Here is a 16,065-nt window from a genome sequence, read left to right as displayed (position 1 = left end):
AGTTTACTCATTGTATTATTGTACACATATCTCACTGAAAATACATTGTTGATTTATATTGTTTTCTTAGAGATTATTTTAACAATTAGTTTTGTAGTTAACTTAAAAAATAAGGAAAAGCAGATTTTAACGCAAAAATTACATCAACAAAAGCGTCAGATTAATCAATTGATGGCTGAACAAGAACGGCAACGTATTGCACAAGATTTACATGACACTTTAGGACATGTTTTTGCAAGTATTAGTATAAAGTCAGAACTTGCTCAAAAATTGTGCCTTACAGACCCCTCGAAGGCATGTATAGAAATGAAAGAAGTTCAAACAATTTCTAAAGAAACACTTAATCAAGTACGTAAGATCGTTGACAATGTTCATTGGATTACTTTTATGTCAGAAGTCAAACGTATGTCTCATATGTTAAAAGAAAGTCATATCGAATTTATTTACAGTGGGGTTGAATGCATAGAAAGTATACCTATTGAAAAGCAAACCAGTCTGGCTATGATTTTAAGAGAAGCGATGAATAATGTTATTAAACATTCAAATGCTACAAGAGTATCTTTAGATATACAATGCATAGATAATAACATTTATTTTCGGATTTATGATAATGGCTGGGTCATGCCTTCACAACCATTTGAAGTTAAAAGTATTCAGGAACGTGTCGATGATTTAAATGGCCAATTAACCATTAGTTCTAGTGGTGATGGCGTAGTGCTTTTGATTGTGTTTGATATGGAGGGGTTCATATGATTAAAATGATTGTGGCTGAAGATCAAAAAATGCTTGCAGATGCCATGAAGCAATTATTGGAGCTTGATGAAATGATACAAGTTGTCGCTGTTGCGCTTGATGGTCAAGATGCATGGGAAAGTGTTCAATTACACCAACCGGATGTCATTCTTTTAGACATAGAAATGCCAAAAATGAATGGTTTAGAAGTGTTGCGACGCATTAGAGAACATCAGATTGATACAAAAGTTATCATTGTAACAACGTTTAAGCGACCAGGATATTTTGAAAAAGCTGTTGCGAACGACGTAGATGCTTTTGTGCTAAAAGAGCAACCAATTGATGATCTTTTGACTACAATTCATCGCGCTTTAAACGATGAAAAAACATACAGTTCCGAGCTCATGACACGATTATTTACGCAAAGTAATCCATTAACACATCGAGAACAAATGATTTTGACTGAAATTGGAGAAGGTTTAAGTCATAAAACAATTGCTGAAAAATTATACTTATCAGAAGGAACGATTCGTAACTATGCTTCAATAATTATTGATAAACTAGAGGCTGAAAACCGATTCGATGCTTGGAAAAAAGCAAAAGAATTGGGATGGATATAACGAATAATGAAAACAGGAAAGCTTTTTTATCAGCCTTCCTGCCTTGATTTACTCTTCTTTTTCTTTAGAATTACGAGATTGGGGTTGCTTGCCTTTTATCATTTGAATGATGAATCCACCGAAAACGCCAAGTAAGACACCGATAAAAGCCCCTGCAATGAGAGGTAAGTTAAAAAAGTGTTGTAAAAAGAATCCTAAAAGGATGGCGAAGAGGATGATAATGATGGAAAGGCTATTTTCACGTAAAGTTTTCATGTCATTTCACTCCTATTGAATTGATTATATCATTTCATATTATAAATGGGACCGGATTCTATATAAAAAATGAATATTTGGCACATTGACCCGAATTGCAAAATTATTTATGATGATTAAGACTATTAGAAAAGGGTGGACTTATGAAAAAAATAACAACAGGATTGATCATTGTCGTAGCTGCAATTATTGTACTATCTATACAATTTATGACGGAAAGTGGTCCGTTTAAATCAGCTGGTTTAAGCAATGCAAATGAACAAACATATAAAGTAATACGCGTCATTGATGGAGATACAATTATCGTTGATAAAGATGGTAAACAAGAAAAGGTAAGGATGATTGGGGTAGATACACCAGAAACAGTAAAACCTAACACACCTGTTCAACCTTATGGTAAAGAAGCTTCAGACTTTACAAAACGTCACTTAACTAATCAAAAAGTACGTTTAGAATATGATAAGCAAGAAAAAGACCGTTATGGTAGAACTTTGGCTTACGTCTGGTTAGGAAAAGAAATGTTTAATGAAAAGCTAGCTAAAGAAGGTTTGGCACGTGCAAAATTCTATCGTCCTAATTACAAATATCAAGAGCGTATAGAACAAGCACAAAAACAAGCTCAAAAGTTAAAAAAGAATATTTGGAGTAATTAATAAAATGGCACTAACCCTACAAAATAATGTAGGGTTAGTGTTTTTGTGTTAATAACGTTTCTAATTGTGACAATTTGTCATCTGACAAATTAGAATGCGATGTTTGAGCAAATGAATGAATATGTTGTGTTAATGTTGCATCATCTTTGATAACTAATACGTTTCGTGGGTGATGCGACTGACTTTCATATATTTTTTCATTTGTATCTATCAGGCATGCCATTGTTGAAATATGTGTTTTTAATCGTTTCTCTAAATCTTGTGATAAATGTGCTTCTGCTGTTTCAACGCGTTTTAATGGATCATATTTGTAAAATTGATAAATAACTTTATCAGGAGTTACTTCCTCGCTAAATGTATAAGGTACGTTGGAATCCGCATGAAATTGTTGATGATATATTTTACTGACATGATGTGCAAATTGATCTTGGAATGGATGCGAAGAGCTAGAAGTGCCATTAAAATGCATAAACGTTTGAGTATTAAAATGCGTTAACTTGACTAAGTAAAGTCCTAAATTTGATAGGACTATGAAATCAACAAGAGATAGGTCAGCGAAAAATGTATTTCTTTTAGCAATTTGATTTGTTGAAAGTATTTTATATGAAGTGATATCTTGGGTCTTTTTTAATTGCTCAAATGTCTCAATCAAAACATTTTTTATACGACGCGTATCGTGATGTGGTGTGCGAATTGCTTGTATTGAGGGGATTATTTTTGTATTGTTTTTCTTCTTTTCATGCTCTAATTTTAAAATTAGACGTTTATTTGCATATCGTAAATAGTCATTTTGTCTTTTGAATTTTACATGGTTTAAAACGGCTAAAATTAAAATGATGACTATCAATGTACATAAGATAAATATCATAATCATGCTTTTCACCTCCATAAAGGTTAAAGTACTAAAATGATGTTGGGTCATAGAAAGTTTCATTTATTATAACCCTTATCCGTGTTAAAACAAAATGTCGCATTAAATAAAAAAGAGCAAGACGTTAATCACCAATTTTAATGAGACAGTCTTACTCTGAAGCGGATATTCTTTTGATAATGTTTAAGATTGAATAGTGTCTTTAATTAATATTTTGAAGTTTTCAAGAACTTCAGTCATTTTTTCTTCTTGTTCATCGGTAATAGTGATAAAAACTTTACGTTCATCTTCTGTTGAACGTTCTTTACCTATAATACCATTCTCTGTGAGTGCAGTGAGTGATTTATGTATTTCCATAAGGCTAAAATCTATAGATTGTTTAACTTTATGCAACGAAATACGACGACTATCTGTAGTTTTAAGGTGATGTAAAAACAGAATGTCATTTAATTTTAGATTATGTCGTTTTTTTAGTTCGCTAATTATTTTTTTTCGGTGTGATTCATAGAAAAAAACCTTATTAATATCCAAATCATATTGTTTATTCATTTTTTCACTCCTTTTTTCTAATCTTTTTGAGAACCTATACTATATTATATTAAAAATTTTATACTTTTCAACGGAATACTCTTGGAAAGAAGCAAAAAAATCGAAAAAATTATAATATGGCGTAAAAGCTCTTTTAAAGATATCACTTATTATTTTTTAAAAGAAATTATTTATTGCAATAGTTTATGTAAAAATAAGCGTTAACACGGTATGAATGATTTGAATGTAATGTTGATAAAGATGTATTTTACAAAAAGTGTCACATAACTAATTAATACCTATAATTAAATTTACTATCTTAAAATAAGTGAAATGTGACATAACATACTATAACAATTAAGTTAATTTATATAGAATTTCAGGAGGAAAGGTTATTTTTAAATCATCTATCTTGATGAGAGAAACACCATTAATATCATATGTATTGTTACCATCATGATATTATGATAACTTGGTGTTTTTGAAAGTTTAAATAATTGAATCTTAATACATTGCGTATCATGGTTATTTTTAATATAATGACCTATGTGATGAAAGCGGTTTCCAGAAAGGAGGGCATTTAGTTGAGTCATTCACATCAAAATAACACAAGAGCATTAATGGATATATTGATAGCGCACGTCCCAGAATACTTTAAATTTTATGGAGATGTTGCGACTGAATTATTTTTAAATGATCAACTTGAGATTTCTAAAAAGATAGCGATTAGTGTTAAACGACAGCATTTATTAACAGTGCTTGATGCCATTCCTGAAGCGTATCAAATTGAAGGTATTGATGAAAATGGAAAACGCATTCCGAAAGAAGATATTGAACTTAAAAATATATTTTTTATCGCAGTCAAAAATCATGAGACTTGCGTTTTGAAAATACGTATTTATGATGTAGATGAAGATCAATGGATTTTCCGATTAGATAATCAAATACGTATACCTGAAAAACATATCTATTATCATTCTTTAAAATGGAATGTGGATTTTATAAAGCCAGAAATCATATTGATGTTTCATTTGTATGAGTCTATAAATGAACAACAAATTAGACATTTTAGACATCTCATCGATCGCATGAGTTATTTTCAATTTGTAACACTTAAAACAGTCGTAGGGGAAGAACGACTGAGGAAAGTCATTCAAGAGAGAAGTTCGCAATAAAGCGTACTTGATATATGTTAAAAGGCCTTCAACGTTCATGTTAGCATGAACGTTGAAGGCCTTAAATTATGACTTCTATTGATCATTTATATTGTTGGAGTGCTTAATGATAGCATTTATCATAACACGCTTTCACTGCTGATTCTGCGTCTTTATTAGAGATACCGAACATCATCGAAATTTCTGAAGATCCTTGGTTAATCATACGTAAGTTGATATTTGCGTCAGCTAAAGCTGTCGTAATCTTGTTCGCTGTTCCGACTGTAGCGCTCATTCCTTCACCGACTACCATTAATATCGCAAGATCTTGTTCAATATTTAGTTCGTCTATTTCGCATTCTCGACGGATTGCTTCTAAAATCTGTTGTTCCTTACCTTTAATCTGATTTGTTCGCATTATAATACTAATGTTATCAATTCCTGAAGGCATATGGTCAAACGAAATGTTATTTTCCGCTAAGATATTAAGGATTTTCACAGTAAAGCCGACTTGTCTATTCATTAAATACTTTTTGATATTAATACTTGTAAAGCCTTTATCACAACTAATTCCTAAAACCACTTTTTTACGATTAAATTCACGGTCATGTAAGATAAAAGTGCCTGGATCATTTGGACGATTAGTGTTTTTGATGACTACAGGAATTCGATATCGGTATAGCGGTTGTAAAGCTTCATCGTGAAATACGCCAAAACCGGCATAGGATAATTCCCGCATCTCTCGGTATGTAATTTCACTAATAATTTCGGGTTCATGAATGACGTTTGGATTTGCACGGTAGATGCCTGAAACATCTGTAAAATTTTCGTATAATTTCGCGCGAACACCACGGGCAATAATCGCACCTGTAATGTCAGACCCACCTCTAGGAAATGTAACGATATTTCCTTTTTCAGAATAACCGAAAAAGCCAGGAATAATAATTTTATGTTTTCGCTGGTTGAGTTGATTGATGGTCTCGTAACTTGATTCCAAAATTTGCGCATTTCCTGGTTCGTCCGTAACGATAATACCTGCGTCTTTTGGTGATAAGTACTCCGTTGGTACACCTTGCTCTGTATTATATGCTGCGATAATTTGAGCGTTAAAATTTTCACCTGATGATTTTAATGCATCCAATAATCGAAGCGGTTCATCTTTAAGTTCGTAAATTAACCGTTCTAATGTTTGGTCAATTTCAGTGATTATATTGGTTTTTAAATTCAGACCCTTTATAATATCATTAAAGCGTTCTAAAATTTCAGTCTTTTTATGCTGGTAATCTAATTGATTAATGACTTTTTCATATAATCGAATTAAAAGATCGGTCGTCTTGGTATCGTGCTCATGTCGTTTACCAGGTGCTGATACGATTACAATTTGTCTTTCATCATCGCTATTAATAATATTTAATACTTTTTGAATTTGTTCAGCAGTTGCGACAGAACTGCCACCGAATTTCGATACTTTCATACTATGACAACCTTTCTTTCACGATTAAATGAGAATTCTTAAATGAATAACAAAGTAAGCATTTAAAACTGTATTTTCTAAATTTTTAGAACTTTACAAACTTTGTTAATGCACTTATACTAAACCATATTTACGTATAATTCAACATTACATAAACTTTTTTGAGAGATTAACACGGAGGGATTGTATATGAAACAGATCAATGTTGCATTACTAGGATTAGGAACTGTTGGTTCAGGTGTTGTAAAAATCATAGAAGAGAATCACCAACAGATTAAAGACACCATTCAAAAAGATATTCAAATTAAACATATTCTAGTACGTGATAAAAGTAAAAATCGCCCGATTAATATTCAACAATATCACCTCACTGAAAACGTAGACGATATTTTAAATGATGAAGATGTTGATATCGTTATTGAAGTGATGGGGGGCATTGAACCAACTGTAGATTGGCTGAAAGCAGCATTGACTCAAAAAAAACATGTCATCACTGCAAATAAAGACTTACTAGCAGTGCATTTACGTGATTTGGAAGATTTAGCACAAGCTAACGCTGTAGCATTAAAATATGAGGCAAGTGTCGCAGGTGGTATTCCAATTGTTAATGCGATAAATAATGGTTTAAATGCGAATAATATTAGTGAATTTATGGGCATTTTTAATGGCACATCTAATTTCATTTTAACTAAGATGTCTCAAGAAGGAACATCATATGAAGATGCATTAAAAGAGGCACAAGATCTAGGGTTTGCTGAAGCAGATCCAACAGATGATGTTGAAGGCATAGATGCTGCTCGTAAAGTTGTCATTACATCTTATTTATCATTTAACCAAGTTATTCGTTTAAAAGATGTGGAAACAGAAGGGATTTCTCAAGTTACGCCTGCAGATATACAAGCCGCTCAAGCTTTAGGGTATAAAATTAAGTTAATTGGTAAAGGGAGCTACGCGCAAGGAAATGTCACTGCGTCAGTGAAACCTACGCTATTACCTGAAACGCATCAACTTGCATCTGTAGAAAATGAATATAACGCGATTTATGTTGTTGGAGATGCAGTGGGTGAAACAATGTTTTATGGTAAAGGTGCAGGAAGTTTAGCAACAGGGAGTGCCGTTGTCAGCGATTTATTGAACGTATCGTTACAATTTGAATCGGATTTACATACGCTTCCACCACATTTTGAACTTAAAACTGAGGAAACAAAAGAAATGATGGATAGTAATGAACCCATAACCATTTCTGAAAAAGCGAGTTTTTATGTTGTCGCGGAAACACCAGCTGTTTCAATTAAGCATATAGAATCGGTCATCAAAGGTGCATTACCGTTTCATAAATCTTTAAAAATTGAATCAATGAGTGACCAAACGGTGGCATTGATTATTCATGGTATCGATGAGTCACCTCAAAAGTATATTGACGCAGAAGAAGGATATCAAGTTAAGAAAATTTATCCAGTTGAAGGGGCATGATGATAATGAAAATGTGGAGAGGTTTAGTACAAGAATACCGTCAATACTTACCAGTGAATGAAGAAACACCTGAAGTTTCATTAAATGAAGGACATACACCATTAATTTATTGTGATACGATGTCTGAAATGTTAGGTATAGAATTATATGTAAAATATGAAGGTGCAAATCCGACAGGCTCGTTTAAAGATCGAGGTATGGTGATGGCGGTTACTAAAGCCAAAGAACAAGGACGTAAAATAGTCATTTGTGCATCAACAGGAAATACATCCGCTTCAGCTGCTGCTTATGCCGCACGTGCTGGTTTGAAATCAATTGTCGTTATCCCTGAAGGTAAAATTGCACTCGGTAAATTATCACAAGCAGTTATGTATGGTGCAGAGATTGTTTCTATTGAAGGGAATTTCGACGAAGCGTTAGAAATTGTTAAAGAAGTAGCGCAAGATGGAGAAATTGAACTTGTAAATTCCGTTAATCCATACCGAATTGAAGGGCAAAAAACAGCTGCTTTTGAAATAGTAGAACAATTAGATGGACAGGCGCCAGATATATTAGCAATTCCAGTAGGTAACGCCGGAAACATTACGGCTTATTGGAAAGGTTTTAAAGAATATGATGCGCGTGAACAAACTGGAAAGCCTAAAATGTTTGGTTTTCAAGCAGAGGGCGCATCTCCAATTGTTCAAAACCAAGTCGTAAAAAATCCTGAAACGATTGCGACAGCGATTCGCATCGGTAATCCAGCGAGTTGGGATAAAGCTGTAGATGCTATTCAATCCTCTAACGGTTTAATTGATGCTGTTACAGATGAGGAAATATTAGAAGCTTATCAAATGATGACATCTAAGGAAGGTATTTTTAGTGAACCAGCAAGTAATGCATCCATTGCAGGGTTAATTAAATTACATCGCGCCGGAAAATTAAAACAAGGACAAAAAGTGGTTGCTGTTTTAACAGGAAACGGACTTAAGGACCCTGATACTGCTATTAATCTATTAGAAAACCCAATTCAAGCACTACCAAATGATAAAGACAGTATTATTCAATATATTAAGGATGCACTACAATGATTAAACATAAGTTAACTTTAAAAATACCGGCTTCTACTGCGAATTTAGGATGTGGTTTCGATTCTATAGGTATGGCACTTAATAAATTTTTAATTATTGAGGCGCAACCCATTCATGGACCATCATGGAAGTTTGTTCATGATGGACCGTGCTTAGAAGGTTTACCCACAGATGAATCCCACTATATTTATAAAATTGCAACACAAGTCGCTCAACGCTACGATGTAGCATTACCACCACTTGAAGTGAAAATGTACAGTGACATACCATTAGCACGTGGTTTAGGCTCTTCTGCATCTGCTTTAGTAGGGGCACTATATATCGCAAACTATTTTGGGGATATTGAGTTATCCAAATATGAATTATTACAATTGGCCACTGAAATTGAAGGTCACCCTGATAATGTCGCACCTACCATTTATGGTGGTTTGGTTGTCGGCTATCATAACGCATCAACATCTATGACTGATGTTGCACATATAGATGTACCTGACGTAGACTTTATTATTACAATTCCAACTTATCCTTTGGAAACAGAAAAAGCGAGACGTGTTTTGCCTGAAACAATTGCACATAATGAAGCGGTCAAATATAGTGCGATTAGTAATACAATGATTAGCGCACTTATTCAGCATAATTATGAATTAGCAGGTAAAATGATGGAACAAGATGGCTTACATGAACCGTATCGTCAACATCTTTTACCAGATTTTAAAAAAGTAAAAGCGATTGCGCACCAATTTGATGCTTATGCAACTGTTATATCTGGTGCAGGTCCTACAATTTTAACGATGATAAAAAAAGAACAAAGTGGGCCGCTTGTGCGCGCATTGCGTGAAGACGTTACAGCATGTCATTCTGAACTTGCAACGGTCAATTTAAACGGTGTTAAATCAAAAGTTATATATCGCTATTAATGTGTGCGTGATTTTAGATTAAAACATCTTATAGTTCATAACGTATCGCATGAATAGTACTTATAATCTATAAAACCTTCATTGTTCATATTTTATGAATTTTGAAGGTTTTATCATTGAGAATAAAAAAAGGTAAAGATGAATCGTTATGTTTTTTAGATGAGAAATGGTGTAGTATTAAATGGTATGGAAGGAGCGTTATTATGAAACCAGACTTAATTATTATGGATATGGATGACACATTAATGACATCTGACAATGTTGTTTCGAAAGAGACAAAAGATTATTTAATTCAAATACAAGAAAAAGGGTATCAGATTGCTTTGGCATCCGGCAGACCTACTGAAGGAATGATTCCTGTCGCAGAAGCGTTAGCGATGGATAAGCATAATAGTTACATTATGTCCTATAACGGTGCGAAAACGATAGATTTAAAAACTAAAGAAGTGATCGCTAGTGAATTAATTTCAAAAGTAGATTTTGATGATATTGTTGATTATTGTCGTCAACATGGCTTATTTACTATTACATATCAAGACGGTCATATTATTTATGAGGGTAATCATGAATATATGAATATAGAAGCTGAAATTACAGGATTACCAATGAAACAAGTATCAGACTTAAAAGATTACATCCAAGAGCCTGTGCCAAAAGCGATGGGCATTGACTACGAATCACATATTTCGGAATTGATGTCGTCATTAAAAGGAACATTTAATGCTTCAATATCTTGTACAACGAGTAAGCCGTTCTTTTTAGAATTTATGAGTGCAGGTGTTTCCAAAGGGAAAGCAATACAAGATTTAGCGCAACGTTTAAATTTAGATGTTAACCAGATGATTGCATTTGGTGACAGTGCAAATGATAAAGAAATGTTTGACGTTGTTGGAATGCCTGTTGCAATGGATAATGCAATCGATTTATTGAAAGCACGTGCCAAAATGATTACTAAGAGTCATGATGAAGATGGTATTCCACATGCTTTAAAACAATTAATTGAAACAGCAAATATGTAAAATATTCTTTTGACCTTCAAATCAATTTCTTGGATTTGGGGGTTTTTATATGAGTTGGACGCAGAGATCAACTATATTAAGAATCAATAACTACCTTACACGAGTGTGTGTTAATCGTATTTAAAATTGTAAAACTCAATGAATTAAAAAAGCCACCTCAATCCATTTCATCATGAATTGTGATGGCTATAAACTACAGTCAAATGAGAATATTGGGAGTCTCAAGCTCCTATTGCATTTATTTTGCTGTATGTGTCCATTCTTTTCTACCTCGATGACGTTTGATGTGTGCATAGACTTGGTCTGCTGCGTAGTCAAGGTTGGTATATACTGTGATTGAAAATGCAGTTTGATGTTGCGCGAATGGTTCTTCTAAATAGAGGTCTTTTAAATGCGCATACAAATTTTCCATTTGCTCATGGGTTAGGCTCGTATATTCTCTTAGTGTGCGTTTTGTAAGTTGATTGTGCTTATTTTCAAAAGCTTGAACCACAATGACAAAGCGTTCATCTTGTTTTAAAACATCATCAAAAAGGTTTGTTTGTCCAACCATATATGTCCACCCTTTACAATTTGTTTACTTTATTATACATGAATTTTTTACTACTGAAAATAACGTAAAAAAGTGACAAAGAAGTGCAATGCATACGCTTCTTTGTCACTGATGTTTCAACGACATTGATATGACTTTAAGACTGTTTACGATTATACATTTCGTGCTCAGATAAATCGATTTCCTTTAACGGAATGAGTTTGGTACGATTTAAGAGTTTGTGAGCAAAATAAACAGCAATTAATAAAACAATGGGTAAAAAGCTTTGAGCGAGTTTCGCAAGATCTAATGTAACAATCGCTTCAAACGAACTTCCTAAAATCAAAAATGCGATAATTATCAAAACAACAATCGGTCCGATTGGGAATAATGGTGATTTATAAGGTAATAACGCATTAATATCTTTATTTTGCGCCTTAATAGCACGACGCATACGAACTTGAGAAATAATACTAGATGCCCAGACGAAAGTAATTAATGCACCAATAATATTTAATAATGCCATTACACTTTGAGGATTGAAATTGGCGTATACTGTAACGGCAGTAATAAGCACAAATGTTGTAAATAATGCATTTAACGGTAACTTCGTCGCATGATTAATGCGGCTTAACAGTTTAGGTGCTGAACCTTGTTGACTTAGTGAAAACAACATACGGCTTGTTGTAAACATACCTGAGTTAGATGCTGAGAGTAAAGAGGTCAAGATAACAGCGTTAATTACTGAAGCTGCAAAAGCGATACCTACTTTATCAAACACAATTGTAAACGGACTTTGTGTAATCGAACTACTTTCATTTAATAGCGTTGGGTCTGTATATGGAATAATAGCTGAAATGACAGCAATTGATAAAACATAGAATAATAAAATCCGCCAGAATACTTGTTTAATTGCACGAGGCATAGATTTTTTCGGATCATCTGATTCACCAGCAGTAACTGCAACAACTTCAGTGCCTCCTACAGAGAAACCGGCGATAAGTAATACGCTTAAAAATCCAGAAATACCACCTACAAATGGTGCTTCACCCACCGTGAAGTTATCAAAACCATAAGTATGGCCACCTAAAATACCAAAAATCATTAACACACCTAATATAATGAAGACAATAATCGTTAAAACTTTAATTAATGATAGCCAGAATTCTGCTTCTCCAAAGGCTTTGACTGAAAATACATTAAGTAATAATAAAATACTTAAAAAGAGAATACTCCAAACCAAGGGTGAGAAGAAACTAAAAGTATTCCAATAACTGAGTACTTTCGTAGCGATAATAATATCAACACTTGTAACGAGTGCCCAGATGAGCCAGTATAACCAACCCATTGTAAATCCTAATGACGAATCAACGAAGCGCGTCGCATAACTACTAAATGATCCAGAAACTGGATAGAATGTAGCCATTTCACCTATTGAGGACATGAGAAAATATAGCATAATTCCAATAATCAAATAGGCTAAAATCGCACCGCCAGGACCAGCTTGCGCAATTACGCCACCAGTAGCAACAAATAAACCTGTACCTATGGCACCCCCAATTGCGAACATCGTAATATGTCTCAATTGGAGCCCCCGATTTAAATTCTTTTCTTCCATAAACATCTTCTCCCTATTCAATTATTCTATATATTTTACTTGCAAATGTTGGGGGTTTCAATAGTATTTTATAACTTTAAAGCCCTAAATTAAAAAAATACACTGTGATAAGGCGAAATAGTTCCTATTTTTAGAATTTTTAAGTATAATTTGAGGTAAGTACTACATTAGAATGATTATAAAGAAGAAAGAGGGTTTTACTATGCGTCGTGAAGAACCGACTAAATTAACTGGTTTATTTGGTCATCCTATTGGAGATCGTGAAAACACAGCAACAGCGGGCCCACGTGGTCCATTATTAATGCAGGACCCATACTTCTTAGAACAAATGTCTCATTTTGATCGTGAAGTGATTCCAGAAAGACGTATGCATGCGAAAGGCTCAGGTGCGTTTGGTACATTTACCGTGACCAATGATATCACACAATATACAGCAGCCAAGATTTTTTCTGAAGTTGGGAAAAAGACTGAAATGTTTGCGCGCTTTTCTACTGTAGCAGGTGAACGTGGTGCGGCGGATGCCGAACGTGATATTCGAGGCTTCGCATTAAAATTTTATACGGAAGAAGGCAACTGGGACTTAGTAGGTAATAATACGCCAGTATTTTTCTTCAGAGATCCAAAACTATTTGTGAGTTTAAATCGCGCAGTGAAACGTGATCCTAGAACAAATATGCGTAGTGCACAAAACAATTGGGACTTTTGGACTTCTTTACCTGAAGCATTACATCAAGTGACGATTTTAATGACTGACCGTGGTATTCCAAAAGGCTACCGTCATATGCATGGCTTTGGCTCACATACGTACGGTATGATTAATGCGAATAACGAGCGTGTATGGGTGAAATTCCATTTCCGTACACAACAAGGTATTGAAAATATTCAACCGGAAGAAGCGGCAAAAATTGTCGGTGAAGATCGTGAATCGTCACAACGCGACTTGTACAATGCGATCGAAAACGGGGATTTCCCGAAATGGAAAATGTACATTCAAGTGATGACAGAAGAACAAGCTAAACATCACAAAGACAATCCATTTGATTTAACAAAAGTATGGTTTAAAGATGAATATCCTCTCATTGAAGTAGGGGAATTCGAATTGAATCGTAACCCAGATAACTATTTCCAAGATGTAGAACAAGCAGCATTTGCACCCACAAACATTATTCCAGGTATTGATTTCTCACCTGATAAAATGTTACAAGGTCGCTTATTTTCATATGGGGATGCTCAACGTTATCGTTTAGGCGTCAATCACTGGCAAATTCCTGTTAACCAACCAAAAGGTGTTGGAGTGAATAATATTTGCCCATTTAGTCGCGATGGTCAAATGCGTATTTTAGATGGTAACCAAGGTAGTCAAACGCATTATTATCCAAATAGTTATGGTGTACACGAAAGTCAACCAGAATTCAAACGTCCACCACTTGAACTTTATGGAGATGCATACGAGCATAATTTTAGAGAAGATGATGATAATTATTTCGAACAACCAGGTAAATTGTTCCGATTACAATCACCAGAACAACAACAACGTATGTTTAAAAATACAGCAGACGAAATGGAAGGTACTACTGATGAAGTAAAACATCGTCACATACGCCATTGTTACCAAGCAGATCCTGATTACGGTAAAGGGGTTGCCGAAGCGTTGGGCATGTTAGATCAATTAGACTATATTTTAGCGGGAATTAAATAAGTTATAAAAGGGGCGCTTCTATGAAGTTGTCCTTTTTTAAGTTTCATTTAGGATGCATAACATCTGAAATAAAACCTTTTTATATAAAAGTAAATGCGTCAGTGATGAAATCTTGTAATTACTATAGTATTTAAGAAAATCTGCTGACCACTATTGACATTACTCATAATCATTCTTAGTAGAGGGTAGAACCTTTCAATGTGTGGTACTTATGTAAAGTATGACATTACTATAATGATGTCATAGGCTTAAAGTTTGCAAAGTGCATTAAAAAAGCCACAACACCGAACTTTCGGGCTGTAGCTTACGTCGTATTTTGATGAGTTGGTGTTTCGTAACTGCTTAAATCAACTTATTATTTTGTTTCTCTGTGTAACGTATGTTTATTTAATCTTGGGCAATATTTCATCATTTCGATACGCTCAGGATTCGTACGTTTGTTTTTCGTAGTGATGTAGTTACGGTCACCACATTCAGTACATGCTAATGTCACATTAACGCGCATTGGGTCGACCTCCTTTTAAATTGAAACTATTACGATTTGTTATTTTATCATGTTTTGAACGCTTTGCCAACATATATTTATATCATATTTTAAATATCATAAAAATCATCCTTGATTCACATTAAAAGGATATGCTATGATTTAAATCGTAATAATTACGATTTGATAATGAAGGAGAGATAGATATGGCAAAAAAATCTAAAATTGCCAAAGAACAAAAGCGTGAAGCATTAGTAGCGAAATACGCTGATTTAAGACGTGAACTTAAAGCGAAAGGAGATTATGAAGCATTAAGAAAATTACCTAGAGATTCTTCACCAACACGTTTAACACGTAGATGTAAAGTGACAGGTCGTCCTAGAGGTGTATTACGTAAATTTGAAATGTCACGTATTGCTTTTAGAGAGCATGCACACAAAGGACAAATTCCTGGTGTGAAAAAATCAAGCTGGTAAGAACCTTTTATTTACTTTATTGCAAATAGATAGTATATTATCTTTTGGAATAAAATTATAAGGGGTTTAGAAGAATGAAAATTTTTGATTACGAAGATATTCAACTCATACCGAATAAAAGCATTGTGAAAAGTCGTTCCGAAATTGATACATCTATTCAATTTGGCCCAAAGCGTTTTAAATTACCAGTTGTTCCAGCCAATATGCAAACGGTAATGAATGAAACGTTAGCAGAGTGGTTCGCTGAAAATGATTACTTCTATATAATGCACCGTTTTGATGAAGCTGCACGTCTGCCTTTCGTTAAAAAAATGAAAGATAAAGGATTGTTTGCCTCCATTTCTGTAGGTGTAAAAGAAGGAGAATTCAAATTTATTGAATCACTTAAAGAAGCAGATCTTTCACCAGAATACATCACAATTGATATCGCACATGGTCATTCAGATCAGGTGATTGAAATGATTCAACATATTAAAAAATTATTACCTGA

At 34.0% G+C, this 16,065-nt stretch carries 18 protein-coding genes; 11 read left to right on the top strand and 7 right to left on the bottom strand.

Annotated elements, in window-relative coordinates; all coding sequences use genetic code 11:
* Together CD172_RS12345 and CD172_RS12340 are read left to right on the top strand one after the other, a co-directional pair.
* The coding region (locus CD172_RS12345) for a sensor histidine kinase (RefSeq protein WP_240598428.1) at nt 1-753 on the top strand (753 nt) is incomplete at its 5' end.
* Complete coding sequence (locus CD172_RS12340) at nt 750-1,352, top strand: response regulator transcription factor (protein ID WP_060550959.1); 603 nt, start codon at nt 750-752, stop codon at nt 1,350-1,352. The genes CD172_RS12345 and CD172_RS12340, both read left to right, overlap by 4 nt.
* Nucleotides 1,353-1,400: 48 nt before the next feature.
* On the opposite strand, the gene CD172_RS12335 is transcribed toward CD172_RS12340, so the two are convergent.
* Nucleotides 1,401-1,607: a hypothetical protein gene (locus tag CD172_RS12335; protein ID WP_060550960.1), complete on the bottom strand. Its 207-nt coding sequence runs from the start codon at nt 1,605-1,607 to the stop codon at nt 1,401-1,403.
* Between the two features lie 143 nt (nt 1,608-1,750).
* Between CD172_RS12335 and nucI the strand changes: the two genes are divergently transcribed.
* A complete protein-coding gene (gene nucI / locus CD172_RS12330; protein WP_037564531.1) occupies nt 1,751-2,260 on the top strand; it encodes a thermonuclease NucI in 510 nt (169 codons plus the stop codon).
* A gap of 34 nt (nt 2,261-2,294) precedes the next feature.
* Here the strand turns inward: nucI and CD172_RS12325 are convergent, their stop codons facing one another.
* Nucleotides 2,295-3,134 (bottom strand): hypothetical protein, encoded by an 840-nt coding sequence (locus CD172_RS12325; protein ID WP_060550961.1) that lies wholly within the window; start codon nt 3,132-3,134, stop codon nt 2,295-2,297.
* A gap of 180 nt (nt 3,135-3,314) precedes the next feature.
* Complete coding sequence (locus CD172_RS12320; RefSeq protein ID WP_060550962.1) at nt 3,315-3,680, bottom strand: transcriptional regulator, SarA/Rot family; 366 nt, start codon at nt 3,678-3,680, stop codon at nt 3,315-3,317.
* 563 nt (nt 3,681-4,243) lie between these two features.
* Here CD172_RS12320 and CD172_RS12315 point away from each other — a divergent pair.
* Nucleotides 4,244-4,834, top strand: coding sequence for a hypothetical protein (locus tag CD172_RS12315; RefSeq protein ID WP_037564524.1), 591 nt, complete (start codon nt 4,244-4,246; stop codon nt 4,832-4,834).
* Nucleotides 4,835-4,937: 103 nt separating this feature from the next.
* On the opposite strand, the gene CD172_RS12310 is transcribed toward CD172_RS12315, so the two are convergent.
* Nucleotides 4,938-6,287, bottom strand: coding sequence for an aspartate kinase (locus CD172_RS12310; RefSeq protein WP_060550963.1), 1,350 nt, complete (start codon nt 6,285-6,287; stop codon nt 4,938-4,940).
* 189 nt (nt 6,288-6,476) lie between these two features.
* Here CD172_RS12310 and CD172_RS12305 point away from each other — a divergent pair, with 189 nt between their 5' ends.
* The 4 genes from CD172_RS12305 (at nt 6,477) to CD172_RS12290 (ending at nt 10,766) form a co-directional block, all read left to right on the top strand.
* A complete protein-coding gene (locus CD172_RS12305) occupies nt 6,477-7,760 on the top strand; it encodes a homoserine dehydrogenase (RefSeq protein ID WP_103346504.1) in 1,284 nt (427 codons plus the stop codon).
* Between the two features lie 5 nt (nt 7,761-7,765).
* The gene (thrC, locus tag CD172_RS12300) at nt 7,766-8,830 is read left to right on the top strand and encodes a threonine synthase (protein ID WP_103346503.1); all 1,065 of its coding nucleotides are present in this window, start codon (nt 7,766-7,768) and stop codon (nt 8,828-8,830) included.
* Nucleotides 8,830-9,747, top strand: coding sequence for a homoserine kinase (thrB, locus tag CD172_RS12295; RefSeq protein WP_167701290.1), 918 nt, complete (start codon nt 8,830-8,832; stop codon nt 9,745-9,747). Before thrC ends, thrB begins: the two co-directional genes overlap by 1 nt.
* Nucleotides 9,748-9,950: 203 nt before the next feature.
* The gene (locus CD172_RS12290; protein ID WP_103346501.1) at nt 9,951-10,766 is read left to right on the top strand and encodes a Cof-type HAD-IIB family hydrolase; all 816 of its coding nucleotides are present in this window, start codon (nt 9,951-9,953) and stop codon (nt 10,764-10,766) included.
* Between the two features lie 238 nt (nt 10,767-11,004).
* Here the strand turns inward: CD172_RS12290 and CD172_RS12285 are convergent, their stop codons facing one another.
* Together CD172_RS12285 and CD172_RS12280 are read right to left on the bottom strand one after the other, a co-directional pair.
* Nucleotides 11,005-11,319, bottom strand: a complete 315-nt coding sequence (locus CD172_RS12285) for a hypothetical protein (protein WP_103346500.1) — start codon at nt 11,317-11,319, stop codon at nt 11,005-11,007.
* A gap of 136 nt (nt 11,320-11,455) precedes the next feature.
* A complete protein-coding gene (locus CD172_RS12280) occupies nt 11,456-12,916 on the bottom strand; it encodes an amino acid permease (RefSeq protein WP_060550968.1) in 1,461 nt (486 codons plus the stop codon).
* A gap of 202 nt (nt 12,917-13,118) precedes the next feature.
* Between CD172_RS12280 and CD172_RS12275 the strand changes: the two genes are divergently transcribed.
* On the top strand, nt 13,119-14,615 hold the full coding sequence (locus CD172_RS12275; protein WP_060550969.1) for a catalase: 1,497 nt from the start codon (nt 13,119-13,121) through the stop codon (nt 14,613-14,615).
* Between the two features lie 355 nt (nt 14,616-14,970).
* On the opposite strand, the gene rpmG is transcribed toward CD172_RS12275, so the two are convergent.
* Nucleotides 14,971-15,120 (bottom strand): 50S ribosomal protein L33, encoded by a 150-nt coding sequence (gene rpmG, locus CD172_RS12270; RefSeq protein WP_014613994.1) that lies wholly within the window; start codon nt 15,118-15,120, stop codon nt 14,971-14,973.
* 185 nt (nt 15,121-15,305) lie between these two features.
* On the opposite strand from rpmG, the gene rpsN reads away from it, so the two are divergent.
* Complete coding sequence (rpsN, locus tag CD172_RS12265) at nt 15,306-15,575, top strand: 30S ribosomal protein S14 (RefSeq protein ID WP_037564504.1); 270 nt, start codon at nt 15,306-15,308, stop codon at nt 15,573-15,575.
* 74 nt (nt 15,576-15,649) lie between these two features.
* A partial coding sequence (locus CD172_RS13050) for an IMP dehydrogenase (RefSeq protein WP_240598426.1) occupies nt 15,650-16,065 on the top strand: 416 nt, incomplete at its 3' end.

Origin of the sequence: Staphylococcus agnetis (genome assembly GCF_002901865.1) — a bacterium.
Taxonomy (GTDB): domain Bacteria; phylum Bacillota; class Bacilli; order Staphylococcales; family Staphylococcaceae; genus Staphylococcus; species Staphylococcus agnetis.
The sequence above is the reverse complement of the archived record's forward strand: the minus strand, read 5'-3'. Positions and strand labels throughout refer to the sequence as shown.